This window comes from Rhodococcus sp. MEB064 (genome assembly GCF_000834565.1).
Lineage (GTDB): Bacteria > Actinomycetota > Actinomycetes > Mycobacteriales > Mycobacteriaceae > Rhodococcoides.
Window position 1 is genome coordinate 128234 of sequence record NZ_JXQS01000018.1, and the last position, 15946, is coordinate 144179.

Annotated in this window: 17 protein-coding genes; 7 read left to right on the top strand and 10 right to left on the bottom strand. The window is 66.5% G+C overall.

What is annotated here, in order from left to right; genetic code table 11:
* Nucleotides 1-256: 256 nt before the first annotated feature.
* Nucleotides 257-1060, top strand: coding sequence for an alpha/beta fold hydrolase (locus tag RU01_RS09930; protein WP_197074729.1), 804 nt, complete (start codon nt 257-259; stop codon nt 1058-1060).
* A gap of 77 nt (nt 1061-1137) precedes the next feature.
* Here the strand turns inward: RU01_RS09930 and aztD are convergent, their stop codons facing one another.
* From aztD to aztB, 4 genes are read right to left on the bottom strand one after another with little or no spacing between them, the layout of a single operon-like run.
* Nucleotides 1138-2349 carry a zinc metallochaperone AztD gene (aztD, locus tag RU01_RS09935; RefSeq protein ID WP_156148866.1) on the bottom strand — a complete coding sequence of 404 codons (1212 nt, stop codon included), beginning with the start codon at nt 2347-2349 and terminating at the stop codon, nt 1138-1140.
* A 33-nt stretch (nt 2350-2382) separates the two neighbouring features.
* Nucleotides 2383-3309, bottom strand: coding sequence for a zinc ABC transporter substrate-binding protein AztC (aztC, locus tag RU01_RS09940; RefSeq protein ID WP_042574374.1), 927 nt, complete (start codon nt 3307-3309; stop codon nt 2383-2385).
* 2 nt (nt 3310-3311) lie between these two features.
* Nucleotides 3312-4523 (bottom strand): hypothetical protein, encoded by a 1212-nt coding sequence (locus RU01_RS09945; protein ID WP_042574375.1) that lies wholly within the window; start codon nt 4521-4523, stop codon nt 3312-3314.
* A gap of 54 nt (nt 4524-4577) precedes the next feature.
* Nucleotides 4578-5444, bottom strand: a complete 867-nt coding sequence (gene aztB, locus RU01_RS09950) for a zinc ABC transporter permease AztB (protein WP_231568661.1) — start codon at nt 5442-5444, stop codon at nt 4578-4580.
* A gap of 55 nt (nt 5445-5499) precedes the next feature.
* On the opposite strand from aztB, the gene aztA reads away from it, so the two are divergent.
* Nucleotides 5500-6147 carry a zinc ABC transporter ATP-binding protein AztA gene (gene aztA / locus RU01_RS09955; RefSeq protein ID WP_052493213.1) on the top strand — a complete coding sequence of 216 codons (648 nt, stop codon included), beginning with the start codon at nt 5500-5502 and terminating at the stop codon, nt 6145-6147.
* A 392-nt stretch (nt 6148-6539) separates the two neighbouring features.
* Here the strand turns inward: aztA and RU01_RS09960 are convergent, their stop codons facing one another.
* The 6 genes from RU01_RS09960 to RU01_RS09985 all read right to left on the bottom strand — a co-directional run bounded on the left by RU01_RS09960 (nt 6540) and on the right by RU01_RS09985 (nt 10831).
* Nucleotides 6540-7697, bottom strand: a complete 1158-nt coding sequence (locus tag RU01_RS09960) for a N(5)-(carboxyethyl)ornithine synthase (RefSeq protein WP_042574377.1) — start codon at nt 7695-7697, stop codon at nt 6540-6542.
* A 52-nt stretch (nt 7698-7749) separates the two neighbouring features.
* Entirely contained in the window at nt 7750-8154 is a 405-nt protein-coding gene (locus tag RU01_RS09965; RefSeq protein WP_042574530.1) for an ATP-binding protein, read from the bottom strand.
* A 98-nt stretch (nt 8155-8252) separates the two neighbouring features.
* Nucleotides 8253-8609, bottom strand: coding sequence for an STAS domain-containing protein (locus RU01_RS09970; protein ID WP_042574378.1), 357 nt, complete (start codon nt 8607-8609; stop codon nt 8253-8255).
* Nucleotides 8606-9463 (bottom strand): GAF and ANTAR domain-containing protein, encoded by an 858-nt coding sequence (locus RU01_RS09975; protein WP_052493215.1) that lies wholly within the window; start codon nt 9461-9463, stop codon nt 8606-8608. Before RU01_RS09975 ends, RU01_RS09970 begins: the two co-directional genes overlap by 4 nt.
* A gap of 124 nt (nt 9464-9587) precedes the next feature.
* Entirely contained in the window at nt 9588-10460 is an 873-nt protein-coding gene (locus tag RU01_RS09980) for a hypothetical protein (protein WP_197074730.1), read from the bottom strand.
* Nucleotides 10457-10831, bottom strand: a complete 375-nt coding sequence (locus RU01_RS09985) for a VOC family protein (RefSeq protein ID WP_042574379.1) — start codon at nt 10829-10831, stop codon at nt 10457-10459. The genes RU01_RS09980 and RU01_RS09985 overlap by 4 nt, the downstream gene beginning before the upstream one ends.
* A 220-nt stretch (nt 10832-11051) precedes the next feature.
* On the opposite strand from RU01_RS09985, the gene RU01_RS09990 reads away from it, so the two are divergent.
* The 5 genes from RU01_RS09990 to RU01_RS10010 all read left to right on the top strand — a co-directional run bounded on the left by RU01_RS09990 (nt 11052) and on the right by RU01_RS10010 (nt 15908).
* Entirely contained in the window at nt 11052-12278 is a 1227-nt protein-coding gene (locus RU01_RS09990; RefSeq protein ID WP_042574380.1) for a molybdopterin-dependent oxidoreductase, read from the top strand.
* Complete coding sequence (locus RU01_RS09995; protein WP_042574381.1) at nt 12275-12787, top strand: hypothetical protein; 513 nt, start codon at nt 12275-12277, stop codon at nt 12785-12787. The genes RU01_RS09990 and RU01_RS09995 overlap by 4 nt, the downstream gene beginning before the upstream one ends.
* A gap of 164 nt (nt 12788-12951) precedes the next feature.
* Nucleotides 12952-13641, top strand: coding sequence for a hypothetical protein (locus RU01_RS10000; RefSeq protein ID WP_042574382.1), 690 nt, complete (start codon nt 12952-12954; stop codon nt 13639-13641).
* A 189-nt stretch (nt 13642-13830) separates the two neighbouring features.
* Nucleotides 13831-14532: a class I SAM-dependent methyltransferase gene (locus tag RU01_RS10005; protein WP_042574383.1), complete on the top strand. Its 702-nt coding sequence runs from the start codon at nt 13831-13833 to the stop codon at nt 14530-14532.
* On the top strand, nt 14529-15908 hold the full coding sequence (locus tag RU01_RS10010; RefSeq protein ID WP_042574384.1) for a hypothetical protein: 1380 nt from the start codon (nt 14529-14531) through the stop codon (nt 15906-15908). Before RU01_RS10005 ends, RU01_RS10010 begins: the two co-directional genes overlap by 4 nt.
* Nucleotides 15909-15946 lie beyond the last annotated feature (38 nt).

Consider the following 15946-nt stretch of genomic DNA (forward strand, 5'->3'; position numbering starts at 1 on the left):
GCGGGGCGCCGACCGTCGGTACGAACTGCCGCTCCGCCCCGGTCGCCGCGTCGAGCAGCCTCAGACCGTCGGGTTCGCGTACTGCGGCGACAGCGATGCCGGACGCTCTGAGTCCGCCCTATGACGTCACCCGTGAGGGTCGTCGCCGTCGCGTAAGCCCACCTACACGGCTCGGTTGTCGGGTGTCCTGACTCCGGGGACAGATACTGGCCACAGTCCACATCGACGACGTCCGTCTCGGATGGATACTTGTCACGTGACCGACATCGATGCCTCTGGCTTGCCCCGCTACAGCAGGACGGGCCGGGGGGCTCCCATGCTCCTCATTCACGGGATCGGGCATCGACATCAGATGTGGGATCCGGTGATACCGATACTGGCAGAACACTTCGACACCGTCTCGATCGATCTCCCGGGCTTCGGGGAGAGCGATCCCCTCGGCGACGGTGACGCACCCACGCCTGCACGACTGGCGGATCGGGTGGAGCTGGTGATGGACGAACTGGGCTGGAGCAGTGCGCACCTCGTCGGCAATTCGCTCGGCGGATGGCTCTCGCTGGAGCTGGCGCGCCGTGGTCGGGCGACGTCGGTGTGTGCACTCATGCCCGCCGGTCTGTGGCGGTCGACGGGCGGCACAGCGCGTGTGCGGCGGCAAGTGCTGTTCTCGTTGTGGACGAACGGTTCTCGACTTCCGGGTGCGGGGTTCCTCCTGCGTCGCTCGCTGCTGCGGACCATCGGCTTGTTCGGTTTGTTCGGCCGACCGTGGCGCATTCCGCCCACCGTGGCGGCAGACGATGCTCGGAACCTCGCCACCTGCGACTTCGATCGCACGATGGCGGCACTCGAAGGCACCCGATTCGGCGGCGGCGCAGACGTCGATGTCCCGATCACGGTGGTCTTCGGGGGCAGAGACCCGCTGATCCGGGCAGCGGAGACCGACCTGGGTGAGCTGCCGTCGCTCGTTGCCGTCGTCGCGCACAAGCACCTGGGTCACGTTCCGACATGGGACGATCCGGAGCTCGTCGCGGATCTGATCACGGGCTCGACGACGACTTCCTGAGCACGCATGATCGCCCCGCGACGACTGTCGCGGGTGCGGAGCACGCACTCCGCACCCGCGACAGTCGATCGAAAGAATCAGTCGGTGACGGCCACGAACTCGTTCGGGGTGATGTCGAGTGTGCTGCTGACGGTGACGTCACCGGTGGTCAGGTCGACGGCGTGAATGCCGTCGGTGTCCGGTTCGGTGACGTAGGCGGTGTCGCCGGTGATGGAGATGCCGGGGTGCGCATCCTGGTATTCGGTGGGGCCTTCCCACTCACCGATGACGGGGTAGGAGGCGGTGAACTCGCGCGTCGTCGGGTCGAAGACGTGAACCGCGCCGTCGGTGCCGATGATGTATGCCTTGTCGTCGGGACCACGGGACACCCCGCGCCAGGTGTACTCGGCACCCTCTGGCATCTGGACCACCTCGAGTGTCTTGGCGGCGGTGTCGATGACCGTGACGGCGTGCAGCAGTGAGCCTTCCGCGTCGGCGTCGTCCTTGTAGTCGCCGACGATCAGAGGGCTGGTCTCGCTGACGTACGCGTTGCCCATGCGCCCGTAGGGTTGGTCCGGCGCGTCGAGCTTGGTGATCTCACCCTTGTCGTAGACCAGAGCGCCGTTCTCGCAGCCGAAGACGACGACCTCGTTCCGTGCCGTTCCCTCACCGTGCACGCCGGGGCACTGGTCGTTGCGTGCGATGACGGCGCCGGAGGTGTCACGCACCTCGATACCGGTGCGTCCGTTGGCGTTACCGACGGTGGTAAGGAACGTGCCGTCCTCCAGGACGATCGAGACTCCGTGGTGCGCCTCGACGCCGGGGATGCTCTCCACCTCGGGGAGTCCGTCGGTCGATTCCAGTGCGGCCGTGTCGAAAATGGTTGTGTCACTGGTCCCGTCGGCGTACAGAACGGTCTTGCCGCCGTGGCGGACGACGTGGCCGGCCTTCTGCGCCTCGAACACAGTGTCGGTGAGCACGGGTTCGTCCGTGGTTCCGGCGGCGGTGTCGAGTACCTGGAAGCCCTTGCTCGTGGTCACCATGACGTTGCGACCGTCTCCGGCGAGGTTGAGGCGCGTGTAGTCCTCCGAATCGAAGTCAGCGACGGTCTCGAGGGTGGCCGCGTCCAGCACCCGCAGGCCGCCTTCGTAGGAGACCGCGACACGGGGCCCGGCCTCGTGCGCTACCGGCGTGGTCGTGGAGGTGGAGTCGGCGGCAGTGGTAGTTCCGGAGGAGCAGGCCGCGAGGGTAGCGACTGCTCCCAGAGCGAGCACCGTGGTGCCTGCTCGCCGGACGTGACTGATGCGCATGTGATGTCCTTTTCTGTGGGGGATCGGAACTGATCAGGTGGAGAGGCCGGTGGCGATGCGCTCGGTGTTGACGCGCATCATCGTGAGGTAGTCGGGAGCGCCGCCGTCGGCGCCGGAGAGGGACTCGGTGAACAGCGGAACGACGTCGACACGGATGTCGGCCTCGCTGGCAAGTGCCTGGACGAGGCGGTCCGGCGACGACGACTCCGCGAAGATGGTGCGGACTCCAGTGGTGTTCACGGCGCCGACGAGGTCGGACAGGTCCGATGCCGACGGTGCGGCGAGGGTGGTGCCGCCGGGAATGACAGCGCCGACGACCTCGAAGTCGAAGCGATCGGCGAGGTAACCGAATACGTGGTGATTGGTGACGAGCGCACGCCGTTCGTCCGGGATCGCGGCGAAAGCGGCGGACATCTCCGCGTCCAAGGTGTCCAATTTTGTGCGATAGACGCCGGTGCGCTCGGCGATCGCAGTCGGATCCACGCCGTCGAGTCCGGCAAGCACCGGCTCGAGGGCATCGACGACGGCGATCATGCGTGCAGGATCGGTCCAGAAGTGCGAGTCGGGGCTGCCGGCAGCGTCCCCCTCGCGGTAGTCGAGGACGTCGATGGAATCGCCGGCGACGAACATCGGGACGTTCTCCGCGGCTGCCGCGTCGAGATGCTGCTGCAGGCCCTCCTCGAGGTCGAGTCCGTTCGAGACGACGAGGTCGGCCGAGCGCAGTCGAGCGCCCTCCTGCGCGGAGATCTCGAACGAGTGCGGGTCGGCGTCGGGCTTCATCAGGGTCACGACGTCCATCTCGTCGCCGACGAGTTCTTCGACGACATCGCCCAGGATGTTCGTCGAGACCATCACGGACGGACGGTCGTCTCCTGCCGCCGAACACGCTGTCACCGAGAGGAATACGCCGATCGTCACCACCGCCGCGGCGAGGGATGATCCTGTCCGATGTCGTCTCATGCTCAGCGTCCCGTCTCGGCGGTGAAGGCCGGTTCGGTCGCCGTCTCGAATGTGCGTGAGATGCGGGCGTCGTCGGCATAGTCGATCTCGTACAGACGCCGTTCGTCGGGTGCGCTGAGATAGGCGCGCTGTTGATCCGCGATCAGTGTCGGGGCCTTCCCGGCGGCCACGGACGAGGCCACGAGCGGACCCGTCTCGGCGACCACGGAACCGTCGCTTCCGTTCAGAACGAGGACGCGACCGTCGGTCGCGAGACCCAGGACGTTCTCGTCACTGTCGTCGACCGCCGACACGTGCACCAACGGTGTGGGGGTGGGCAGGAGCGTCCACGACTTCTCGCGGGTGTCGAGCAACCAGATGCCCTGGTCACCGGCAAGGCCTGCGACAGTAGGACGACCCTCGCGGTTGTCGAATGCTGTTGCGGGAGGGGCGGTCGCGTCGGCGGGGTACGGGATTCTCTCCACCGTGAGCTCATCTCCGGTGGCTGACGCGACCAGTGCGCCGTCGGAGCAACCGACAACGGCGCCGACCCGCGTGGTGATCGTGCCGGCGGCATCGGGGCACGGCTCGACGAGGCCGGTGCGTCGACCGTCGGCGGTGTAGCCGACGACCGTCCGTGACTCACCGACGCCGTCTGTGACGAGTGCGAACGTTCCGACGGGCACGACCATGCCGTCGCCGGGTGGGTTCTGCAGGCGGAACGACTCGGCGATCTCGCCCCGGGACAGTGCCTCGGTGTCGAGGAGCACGGCGTCGCCGGAGTCGGGGAAGTAGAGCCCCGTTCCTCCCGAGGTGGACAGGTTCGATGTGGCGACGGCCGGCTCACCGTCGCCCTCGACGGTGCCGAGGAGTCGGGGTTCGGCGCGGTAGTAGTGGAAGTGGTCCACGTGGTCCCAGGTCCAGACGCCGCTGTCCACGATCTCGATGCCGGCGCTCGTGGTGGCGAACAGGTAGCGGCCGTCGGTGGTCATCGTCTCGGGTGCGCCGATGGCGCCGAGATCGGACACCGAGTCGTCCTGAAGATCGAGGTGTGAGACGCCGCCGGTGGGGTCGATAGTGGTGAGCCCCAGGCGAGGCTCGGCGAGTTCCGCCGCGTCGGCGACGGCCCCGTGGCCTTCACCGGACGCCTCGTCGACGGGGAGCGGCGCCGCCTGCTCGGTGGAGCACGCGATCGGGCCGACGACGAGGACGCCGAGTGCGAGGGCTGCGGTCATGATTCGTTGTCGCACAGTGTCCTTACGGGTAAGAGGTGGGTGATCGAGCAGTTGTCAGGCGGGAAGAGCCGCCACCGCGCCGCGGCGTCCGAGCGATGTGACGGCAGATCTCGAGGCCACCGACAGGCCTGATATCGCGATTGCGGTGGCGGCGACGGAGGCGCCGGCGGCCGTGGCTGCGTGCCAGGACACCAGAAGCCCCCCGAACACCGACAGCACCCCCAGAAGTGCGGCCAATACCATCCGGGTCGGGATGCGGGTGGTCCATTGCCCGGCCGCGACGGCAGGGGCGAGGAGAAGTCCGACGACCAGAAGCGAGCCGACGGCCTGATACGAGGCAACGACCGCCAATGTCACCAGAGCGACGAGGCCGGCCTGGGCCGAGCGGGGACCGAGACCCAGAACGGCGGCGATCCGCGGGTCCAACGCGAGCGCCACCAACGGCCGATGAAAGGCGACTGCGACCGCGAGACCGATAACGGCCGTTACTGCCAGGAGAACGAGGTCGACGGCGGTGATGGCGAGAATGTCGCCGAACAGGATCGACGTGGCGTCGGTCGCGAAGCTTCCCGAGTGGGAGATGATGATGACCCCCAGCGCGAGCATCGAGACGAACAGCATGCCGATGCTCGTGTCGTAGGACAACTTTCCCCGCCGCTGAAGTGCGGTGATTCCGAGACTCATCGCCACCGCGCTCACCGCTCCGCCCACCAGTACCGGTGCTCCCAGAACCGTGGCCAGAGCAACGCCGGGCAGCATCCCGTGCGCGAGCGCCTCGCCCAGGAATGCCATGCCGCGGATGACGACCCAGGTGCCGACGACTCCGCACAGCACCGCCACCAGTGCGCCGCCGAACATGGCCCGCTGTAGGAAGCCGAGCGTGAACGGCTCGAACAGGGTGCTGATGGCTTCGACTGTCACCCACGGGATGTTAATGACAGTGATAACGGTTTTCAAAATCGTTTAAGCTGGGCTCGTGTCTACCTCTCGATCCGAACAGTCACCCGCCGCTCGTCTTCGTGGGGTGCGCGTCGAATACTCGGGACACGTCGCCGTGCGCGACGTCGACCTGGACGTGTCACCCGGTGCGATCATGGCGATCGCCGGTCCCAACGGTGCCGGCAAGTCCACTCTGCTCGAGGTGATCGCCGGCACCACCCCGCTGACGTCGGGTAATCGTGTTGCGACACAGCGGATTGCGTTCGTACCGCAACGCGCAGCGGTGTCCGACCGGTTGCCTCTCACCGTGCGCGATGTCGTGACCGTAGGCGCGTGCGGTCGAACCGGTCGGTGGCGCAGACTCGACTCCGGCTCTCGCGCGTCGGTGAACGACGCCCTCGACCGTCTCGGCATCGCCGAACTGGCCGCGGTGCCTTTCTCGACACTGTCCGGTGGGCAGCGTCAACGCGCGCTTCTCGCCCAGGGTCTCGCGGGCCAGGCAGACCTGCTCCTGCTCGACGAACCCACCACAGGTCTGGACACTGCGAGCGGGGAAAGGATTCGGGCCGTGATGAGAACGGAATCCCGGCGCGGCGCGGCCGTTGTCTGCGTGTCTCACGACCCGTCGGTACTGGGCACCGCTGATCGGGTCGTGACACTCGAGGACGGTCGCATCGTTTCCTGACAGCACCCGGAGCAGAACGCAGAATACGGGTCGTGAGTGCGGATACGGTGCGCTCGCCGCTGCTTGACGGGCGCACCGCTCCGGGCGCAGCGGGGCGCCTGAGGTGGGCATTGACACCCATGAGGGGTCCCGAAACGGATCGAGCGGAAGCGGTTGCCATCGTCCAGTACTGAACGAGTCGTTCACAGTGCTAGCTGCCCACGGGCGGTAGTCGTCCCGTGTCCGACTCGGACTCCATCACCCGCACGGGCCTCCGGGGGGGGCATTCGCTGTCGGATCTCTCGTGCGGAACCGACTGGGCGAGTGTGTGCGCCGATGTGGTGGATGCACACGGCGCCGCGATCGTCGCCACAACGGCCTCGCACCTGGATTCGCGCCGGGTTGATCGGTTGTCACGCAGTCGCTGTCGGCACCGTCCGGTGCGGGTAGTCCGCCTCGCGGTGCTGGAAGGCGAGAATCGCAGGGTTGCTGATCCTGCCGTTCCGTATCTCTATGGACCGGGCGATGGTGGGGGAGGAGTCCCACGAGGACGGGCCGTCCATCACGGTGCGTAGGTAGGGCAGCAGGGCTTCGCTGATCTCCCAGGTCGCGGAGTCCCACAGGTAGGACGGGCTGTGATCGACAGCGTAATACCGGACGTTGTCGCCGACGAGGAATGTCGGAGCGTCGAACGACGTCGGCCGTGCCCACTCGAATCCCATTCCCTCGTCGCAGGAGACGTCCACGATGAGCGTTCCGGGCGCCACGGCCTGCAAGTCGTCGGTGGAGAGGAACGTCAACGGTGACGCGGTGTCCTGAAGGACGCAGTTGACGATGATGTCGTGGTCGGCGAGGAACCCGGGCAGCGGCACTCGGCCGGTGTCGGTGAGGGCTCGGTTCTCGTGCGGATCGTGCTCGTCGACATCGAAATTGACGATGCGCGCGGAGTGGATGGGCGAGCTCACCGCCGATGCGCCTCTCTGGGTAAGGACGTCGACGTCGTGGATGCCGTGGGCGTTCAGCGCGGTCACTGCGCCGCGGGCGGTGCTGCCGAATCCGATGACGGCCGCGCGGAGTCGGCGACCGTAATCACCGGTCGACCCGGCCAGTTGAAGCGCGTGCAGGACGGAGCAGTAGCCGGCGAGTTCGTTGTTCTTGTGGAAGACGTGCAGTTTGAACGAACCGCTGCTGGACCAGTGGTTCATGGCCTCGAACGCGATCAGGGTGAGCCGACGGTCGATGGCATTCTGCGTGAGTTTCTCGTCCTGAACACAGTGCGGCCACCCCCACAGTGTCTGCCCGACGCGCATTCCCGCGAGGTCCGAGACCTGCGGTTTGGGGAGGAGGAGGACGTCGCAGTCGGAGATGAGGTCGTTTCTCGATCGCAACCCTGCGACCAGACGCGACAGATCGTCGTCCGTCACACCGTACGGCGCTCCGTATCCCTTCTCCAGGTAGATGCGCGACCGGAGATCGGCGTCGATGCGCTCGAGGTGTCGGGGATGGATCGGGAGGCGACGTTCGCTCGGTTTACTGGAGAGTGATGCGACGCCGAGGGTGAGCTGGTGCACGAGTGCCCTTCCGGTTGCAGTGCAACCGATTGTCGGAGAACGAGATCGGACGTCAGGTGAATGCCGGTTCCTGCGGGTGGGGTGTCGTGGAAGACCATCTCGCGCGGACGGTGGTCCCGGTCGCCGAACGGTCGACCGTCGAGACGGTGCTCAGCGCCGAGATGAGCGGCAGGCCGTTGCCGCGAAGACCGTTGTGTACGGGGTTCTTCCACCGTCCGCGATCGATCACGGTGACGTCGAGGGAACCGACGTCGACCGTGTATGTGACGCCGATCTGCATCGTGCCGACACCGTCCGAGTCGAGGTACGCGTGATCGACGACGTTGGCCATCGCCTCGTACACCGCCAGCACGATGTCTGCTCTGCGCGTGCTGTCGAACGGCAGGATGTAGAGCCACGCGGCCAGAGCCCTCCGCACGGCGCCGATGCACAGGGCGTCCGCGGGTACTTCGGACATGACGAAGTGCGGGTGCCGGGTGACCGGAAGGCCGGGGACGCCGCTGCGGTCTGTGGCGGGGTCGCGTGTCGTCTCCAGTACGCCCAACGCACGGGCGTTCAGGACGACACCGCGGCCAGCGCCGTGTCGAGGTCGGCGTGCAGGGAGAGCATCTCGTCCAATCCGACGAGCATCAGCGGACGCGTCGTGGCCGGGCCGTTCGAGACGACCGCGAGCGCGCCGATCCGACGGTGCGTCTCGATCAGAGCCGTCATCCCGGTGGACGACAGGAAGGCGACCTCCGTCAGGTCGACGATGACAGCGGAGGGCACCGTCTGCGCCATCGCTCGGTCGAGCTCTGCCGTCAGCATCGGCGTGGAGTCGAGGTCCAGGTCTCCCCGGACCGAGACGATCAACACCGAACCATCGAGGGCAGTGGTGACCTCGACGGAACGGGTGTCGTGGTTCCGGTTCATTGCGCTACCGCCACAACCGAGCTGACCGTGCGCTCCGCGAGCACCGACACACGTACGTTCTCCCGCTGAGACTGTTCGACCAGGGCGGCAAAAGCCGCGTCCGCGGTGATGCCGCGCACCGCCATGACGATGCCCTTCGCCTGTTCGATGCAGGCGCGGGTCTCCATCGCACGACGCAGGTTGCCTGATTCTTCCCGGGCCTCCGCGGTGTGCCGCGATTCCCACACAGCGACCTCCACGGCGGTCACGAGGACCTTCACCAGGACCTCGTCGATGTCGCTGAAGCCGTGATCGCCGACGCTGTAGATGTTCAACGACCCTGCATGCTCCGAATCCACATCCAAGGGTGCGGACAGGAAGCTGCGTACGCCGGCGTCGGTGGCCGCCGCCGCGAAGAGCGGCCACCGCGAAGCTGCTTCTTCGACGCGATCCCGCACGATGCGCCCGGTCCGGGCGGCCTCGAGGCAGGGGCCCTCGTTCACGCGGTACTGATCGGCTTCGATGTCGCTGACCCTCGAATCGGATCTCGCCGCGGTTTCCGGGTTGGCCGCATCGTGATGCAGGAGTGTCACCCCGGCCATGTCCGCGCCGGGGAGTGCGGCCACCGCTTGGTCGCACAGTCCCTGAAGAAGGGCCTGAAACCGACTGTGTGACAGCAGGATTTCACGAAATACGTCCAACGCGTCGAATGTGTCCGCAGCGAAGTAGCGCATCGTGATCGGGGTGGGAGTCGCACGAGTAGGGCGGGACGACAACGCCCCCGCGATCTCGTCGTCGAAGGCGGTCGCAGCCGCCAGCGTGGCCGCCGTGCTGTGTTCATCCGGGGGCAGGCCGGACGAGATCGAATCCGTCATGCGGAGTCCTCTGTGGTGCAGTCATGACACCTGTCGACGTGCGCGGAGGACGCTGCGCGGTGATGACTTCACCGGATGAGGCCAACCGTACGCTGCGGGTCAACCCCCTGACCTCGCGCACAGACTAGTTCCGCCGGGACCGGCTTCCGATCAACGACGTGATGGATGCCGCCAGAGCGGCAACGAAGACATCGCGTGTCGCGGCAGCGACCCGGTCCAGCGACAAGTAGGGGTTCAAGTCCTCGAGCTCGACGAGAAGTAGGTCGCCGGTGCTGGTGCGACACGCGTCGACGCGCTGGATCCCATGGTCGATGTCGTTCCAGTCGATGAAAGTTCGAGCGAACGTCAGATCGGCGTGCGTCGGTTCGTAGTGTTCCAACGCCCACCGTCGGCTGGGATCCGGTGCGTAGAGCGCGTACTCGAATGTGTGACCGATGAAGTAGAAGGACACCTCGTACTCGAACATGATCCGGGGTTGCACGAGACTGTCGTCGTCGTCCAAGTCCGCGAGCTCGGCATCACGGACGAAGCGCAAACCGACCGAGTCTGCGCCGAACTTCGGTTTGACGACATATTCGACCGACTCGGGCAGGCGTGCTACATCCGCGGGACGATCGACGGTGGGAATCACCGGGTACCCGTCGGCGAACAAGTCCACCAGGTATTGCTTGCCGGCCATGTCGGCCTTGCCGCTCAACTCGGACAGCACCGGGACCTTCCGGGCCTCGGCAAGCGCCCTGAACGCATCGTGTTCCTGTCGGTAATGGATTGCGGGGCCGGAATTTCGAACGAGGACGGCATCGAACGAGTCCATCAAGTGCGACGCGTCCAAGGGATGACACAGTCCTATGTCGAAATGCTCTCGCAAACGTGTCGAGAGGTAGATGTCCTCGTCGCAATAGCGGCGCCCACGAGCCTCGTAGGCCAGGTCGGTGACGTAGAGAACCCGCTTGCCGGCAGGTGGGGCGGAGACGCTGGACAGAGCCTGGACATTCACTCGATCAGTGTCGCAAACCGTCTGTACACCGGCCTGAACCCGGCGATCAACGTGACTACGTTCCCGTCAGGATCGGTGATCGGTGCGAGTCGGACTCCGTTGGTGGCATCCGTCGTGTCGCCGACGAGTAGTCCGCGGCCTGTGACCTCCGTGATCTGAGCGTCGATGTCGTCGACCGCAAGATTCGTCTGTGTGTGGCCGGCCCGGTCGGCGTCGCGGAACACCTGGATCCATGCACCCGGAACGACCTGCCATTCGATCAGACCCGGCATCGGGTTGTTGTCGGGCTCACGTCCCAGCAGGCGTGTGTACCAATCGCGTGCGACATCGATGTCGCGCACGGGTACGACGGTCAGCACGTGGTCGATCATGGGATTGTCCTCTCGTCGGGTGTCGTGGGTATAGACCGGCGAGAGGTCGCGATCTCATCGGTGTTCCGGACGTTGTCCGCGTCGATTCGACCCCGCTCGATACGTGCTGATCAGTGGGCGTAGGTCGGCTGTGCCGACGATTCGAGATCGTCCGGCCTGCATCGCGTGGCCGTGCGACACTTCGAGAGTCGGAGAACAGTCAGTCGAAAGGGTTCCGCCGTTGCGTCAGCTGCCTGAATTCCGAAGTGCGATTCGCGGTCCCTGGCTGACGTCGGTGTTCGGTGCCGTCCTTCTGGTGGCACTGCCGGTGATCACCGTGACCGGGCTGCTGTCCTACATCGCGTACGGGCCGCAGTTCGGGCAGGCCCGCCCGGGCGACGTGGGGTGGCTGAGATTGCCCCAGTTCGACTGGCCGACCGATCCGTCATGGATCTACCGGTTGAACCAGGGCCTGCACGTCACGCTCGGCATCGTCATCATTCCGTTGGTGCTCGCGAAGCTGTGGTCGGTGATGCCGAAGCTGGTGCAGTGGCCGCCGGTCCGATCCCCGGCGCAGGCGCTCGAGCGGCTCAGCCTGTTGATGCTGGTCGGTGGTGTGCTGTTCGAGATCGTCACCGGTGTGCTCAACATCCAGTACGACTACGTCTTCGGCTTCGACTTCTACACGGCCCACTACTTCGGGGCATGGGTGTTCATTGCCGGATTCCTCGCGCACGTGGCCGTCAAGGTTCCGGTCATGTGGAGGACGTTGCGACAGACGTCGCTGTCCGAGGTGCTCCGGGAGCGCAATCGAGCGGCCGGGGTGGAACCGGAGCACGAGCAGAAGGCGCCGGACGGCATCTCTCGGCGCGGGGCCCTTGCACTCGTGGCCGGCGGGAGCGGACTGCTGGCGGCACTCACTATCGGACAGACCATCGACGGGCCATTGCGATCGACCGCTCTGCTGGTGCCCCGCGGCCGCTCCTACGGCGACGGGCCGAACGACTTCCAGATCAATCGCACGGCGGTCGCAGCGGGAATCGATCCGGCGTCCACCGGGGATTCGTGGCGTGTGGAGTTGTCGGGAACGACGAGCGTGGTTCTCGACCGAGCAGCACTCGAGGCGATGGATCAGCACACCGCGGTATTGCCGATCGCGTGCGTCGAGGGGTGGTCGACGACGCAGGAGTGGACCGGGGTGCGCCTGCGGGACCTCGCCGGCCTCGCCGGCGTGTCCGACGGCACCGCCACAGTGGCCTCGCTGGAACAGGGAGGTGCGTTCGCGCAGGCGACGCTGGCGCAGAACCAGGTGTGGCATCCGGATTCGCTTCTCGCGTTGACCGTCAACGGTGAGGCGCTGTCGCTCGACCACGGCTATCCCGCTCGGGTGATCGTTCCGGGCCTTCCCGGTGTCCACAACACCAAGTGGGTGTCGCGTATCGACTTCGCCGGCGGGGCCGATCGATGAGGCGGCTGTACGGGGCGGGCGCCGCTCATGCGGCCGTCATGGTCGTGTCCTTCATCCTCGCGGGTGCCGCCGTCCTGACTCTCGGGGTGGACGCACTGTGGAACCCGGACAGGTGGTGGCAGTCGATCGCCGTGTGGTTCATCGGTGCGGCGATTTTGCACGACCTCGTTCTGTACCCGCTGTACTCGCTGGCGGATCGGGCGACGCGCCCGACTCGCAACTGGACGGTTCGACAGGTCCCGGTGCGGCAGCACATTCGGGTGCCGGCCCTCGGCGCCGCCCTGACGCTGCTGGTGTTCTTCCCGGGCATCCTGAACACCGACGACACTGCCATCGTGGCGGCCACTGGCCTGAACCGTGACCCGTATCTCGAGCGGTGGCTGTGGGTCGTGGCGGCCATGGTCGCGATCAGCGTCGCGGTGTTCCTGGTGCGGGTGCTCGCGGCGGTGAGGCGGCCGTCACCTGCGATGCCACGCGTCCACGACCGGACGGATACACAGGGCGCGTAGATGTAGCGCGAAAATGGCTGTGCTACAACGTTCTACGTCCGATCGGGTGAGGTTCCACCATCGCTGCCACGCAGGTGGCCGCGGGAACGATTGCGGTCGAACACCATCCATGGGCCGTGTCGCGGCGAATGTGGAGTAACCATTACCGACGACAAGGAGCTGATATGTTCACCATCCGTAAATCCGTGGCCGCTACTGCGATCGGCGTGATGTCCCTGATTCCGCTGGCCGCCTGCTCGTCCAGTGACGACGGCGGATCGGCAGCGACGACGTCCAGTTCGTCCTCCGCCGCCGCATCGACGTCCACTCAGCCCGAACCTGCCGCGCAGGTCGACGCTCTGACCGGCGTGGACACCGCCGTTGCGCTCGATACCGGCTTCACGGACGCTCTGACCACGCTCGGGTTGACCCCGGGAACCGTGGGCACGGCGACCCTCGCGGATGGATCACTTCGATTCCCGATCACCGGCGGCAACGTCAAGTACTGGACGCCGGGCACGGTCGATCCATACGTGCAGGGCTCCATCGACCACGAAGGCAGCGGATTGTCGCTGACCGCCGGCGGTACCACGGTGGAGCTGACCAACTTCGTCATCGATCCGGGCACCTCACTGCTCATGGGTGATGTGACCGTCAACGGAGAGAGCGCCGCCACCGACGCCGTGCTGTTCGATCTCGACGGCCGCACACTCGAGCCGCTGGCCACCGGCCCGAACAACACCGCGATTCTGCAGGGCACGACCGTGCATGTCTCCGAGACCGCCGCCGGCCTGCTGAACGAGACGTTCAAGACCGACGCCGTCACCCCGGGACTGCTGGTGGGAGTCGCCACGATCACTGTCAACACGCAGTAACGAGGCATAGCCTCCTACCCGGCCCACATCGACACCGATGTGGGCCGGATCGTGTCGACGAGTCGGGCGATGGCCCCTGAACGTGGAAAACGACTGAACGCGACGTTTGTCGCCGACGTCCACCGGGAATGGACAAGCATCCACATCGAGGAAGTGCCGGACCAGTCGGGGTCTGTAGAAGGGACAAGCGTGACAGCGACTTCGGCGGGCGAGGCCCCTGACAATTTCGATGTTCTGTTCGACACTGCCTCAACCGGTACCGCGTGGTGGGTGCGGCACCGGGACGGCCGACGGAACCTGTTGCCGGTCGGGCGTTGGCTCGGCGGCGAGCACGCAGACGCCGATGACCGCGCAGTGGACGAGACGTTGCTCGCCCTTTGCCGGGGACGCACGATCGATCTCGCGTGTGGGCCGGGCCGGTTGGTCGAGGAACTGCGGCGACGGGGAGTGTCGGCGATGGGTGTGGACACGTCCCCGGCAGCTGTCGCGCTGGTCCGTGAACGTGGTGCCAAAGCCGAGCTGGCCGACATCTTCGACATCGTTCCACACGAAGGGCATTGGGACACAGTGCTTCTCGTCGACGGGAACATCGGCATCGGTGGTGATCCCGGCCGTGTCATCGGTCGTGCTCACGACATCGCGTGCGAGAGCGGATCGGTCCACGTCGAAGTGGCAACCCCCGGAACGGGATTCGTCGCCGAATGTCTGCGCATCGAGAGCGACGAGACTGCGGGGCCCTGGTACGACTGGGCGCGAATCGATGCGGAGACGCTGGCGCCGCTCGCTGCGGCACGAGGGCTGGTGCCGGTGGGCGTGACCGCGATCGCCGGTCGGCATTTCGCTCACTTCGTCAAACCCCCGTACGGTTCGGCCCCCGAGACTTCCGAGTGAGCGGCCCGACCGCGACCGATCGGCGGCGCGGGTGGGTTCCTCGAGTTCCGGAACTGATCGGCGCACTCCTCGCGGCTGCACTGGTCGTCGCGGCAGTGGTCGTGGCGCGGCGGGAGAATGCCGTCGTCACTCCGCTGATCGGCGGCATGGGTTTCGACTTCGACGATTTCGCGTCGCTCGCGCCTCTGTTCGGGCGGTGGGGCGCTCATGTGGGGCCGGGGACTCCGGTCGCGGTGATCGTCGGCGTCCTGGTGGTGATCCTCAGCCCGTCCGTGGCGGCACGCATGTCGTGGCGTCCGCTGCTCTTCGTCACCTGGGCGACGACCCTTGTCTGGACCGTCGGTCTGGCTGCGGTCGACGGCTGGCAGAAAGGGTTCGTCGAGAAGTTGACGTCCCGCGACGAGTATCTGTCCGAAGTCGGCGGGATCGACGACATCGGTGCCACGCTGCGCGGCTTCTCCGACCGGATCGTCGACGGCCAGGCGGAGTCCTGGACCACGCACGTCTCCGGGCATCCCCCCGGCGCGATCCTGACGTTCGTGTGGTTGGACCGCATCGGACTCGGGGGAGGCGCGGCCGCCGCATGGTTGTGTGTGATCGTCGGGTCATCGGCCGCCGTTGCCACCGCTGTCGCCGTCGCAGCGCTCGTCGGCCGCGACACCGCCCGACGGTTGATCCCGTTCGCCGTGATCGCGCCGAGCGCGATCTGGATCGGTGTCTCAGCGGACGGATTCTTCACGGGCGTGTCCGCCTGGGGCATCGCCCTTCTGGCCGTCGCAGCAGCCGGTCGACGATTGCTCCACGACGCCGTTGCCGTCGCGGCCGGTCTCCTGCTCGGGTTCTCGGTCTACCTGAACTACGGCCTTGCCCTGATGGGACTGCCTGCTCTCGCGGTGCTCATCGCATCCCGCCGTGTGCGGCCACTGCTACCGGCGATCGGCGGCGCCCTCGTCGTCGCCGGACTCTTCACCGCGTCGGGCTTCTGGTGGTTCGACGGGTATGTGGCGGTCCAGGAACGATATTGGCAGGGCATCGCGTCCGCGCGCCCGTTCGAGTACTGGAGCTGGGGCAACATCGCCGCTCTGGTCTGCGCCGTGGGACTCGCGGTGCCCGCCGCCCTGTCCCGCGTGGTGTCACTGCCACGTGTGCGACGTGCCGAGCCGGTGACGCTACTCGTGGTGGCAGCTCTGCTGGCCGTGACTTTCGCGGACCTGAGCAGGCTGAGCAAGGCGGAGACGGAGCGGATCTGGCTGCCGTTCCAGGTGTGGATGACGGTCGCCACTGTCGCGATCGGGGACCGCTCGGTGCGCTTCTGGCTGGCAGCGCAGGTCGTGCTGGCATTGGCGATCAACCATCTGACGTACACGAACTGGTGAGCGACCCGCCCCCCTCGATCGACACGACAAGGAGAAGA

Excerpts from the sequence above, each read along its gene's own strand:
- RU01_RS09965 (WP_042574530.1), bottom strand. The coding sequence starts at position 8,154 with ATGTCCGAAGTACCCGCGGACGCCCTGTGCATCGGCGCCGTGCGGAGG.
- RU01_RS09970 (WP_042574378.1), bottom strand. The coding sequence starts at position 8,609 with ATGAACCGGAACCACGACACCCGTTCCGTCGAGGTCACCACTGCCCTC.
- RU01_RS09985 (WP_042574379.1), bottom strand. The coding sequence starts at position 10,831 with ATGATCGACCACGTGCTGACCGTCGTACCCGTGCGCGACATCGATGTC.
- RU01_RS09945 (WP_042574375.1), bottom strand. The coding sequence starts at position 4,523 with ATGACCGCAGCCCTCGCACTCGGCGTCCTCGTCGTCGGCCCGATCGCG.
- aztC (WP_042574374.1), bottom strand. The coding sequence starts at position 3,309 with ATGAGACGACATCGGACAGGATCATCCCTCGCCGCGGCGGTGGTGACG.
- RU01_RS09995 (WP_042574381.1), top strand. The coding sequence starts at position 12,275 with ATGAGGCGGCTGTACGGGGCGGGCGCCGCTCATGCGGCCGTCATGGTC.
- aztD (WP_156148866.1), bottom strand. The coding sequence starts at position 2,349 with ATGCGCATCAGTCACGTCCGGCGAGCAGGCACCACGGTGCTCGCTCTG.
- RU01_RS09975 (WP_052493215.1), bottom strand. The coding sequence starts at position 9,463 with ATGACGGATTCGATCTCGTCCGGCCTGCCCCCGGATGAACACAGCACG.
- RU01_RS10000 (WP_042574382.1), top strand. The coding sequence starts at position 12,952 with ATGTTCACCATCCGTAAATCCGTGGCCGCTACTGCGATCGGCGTGATG.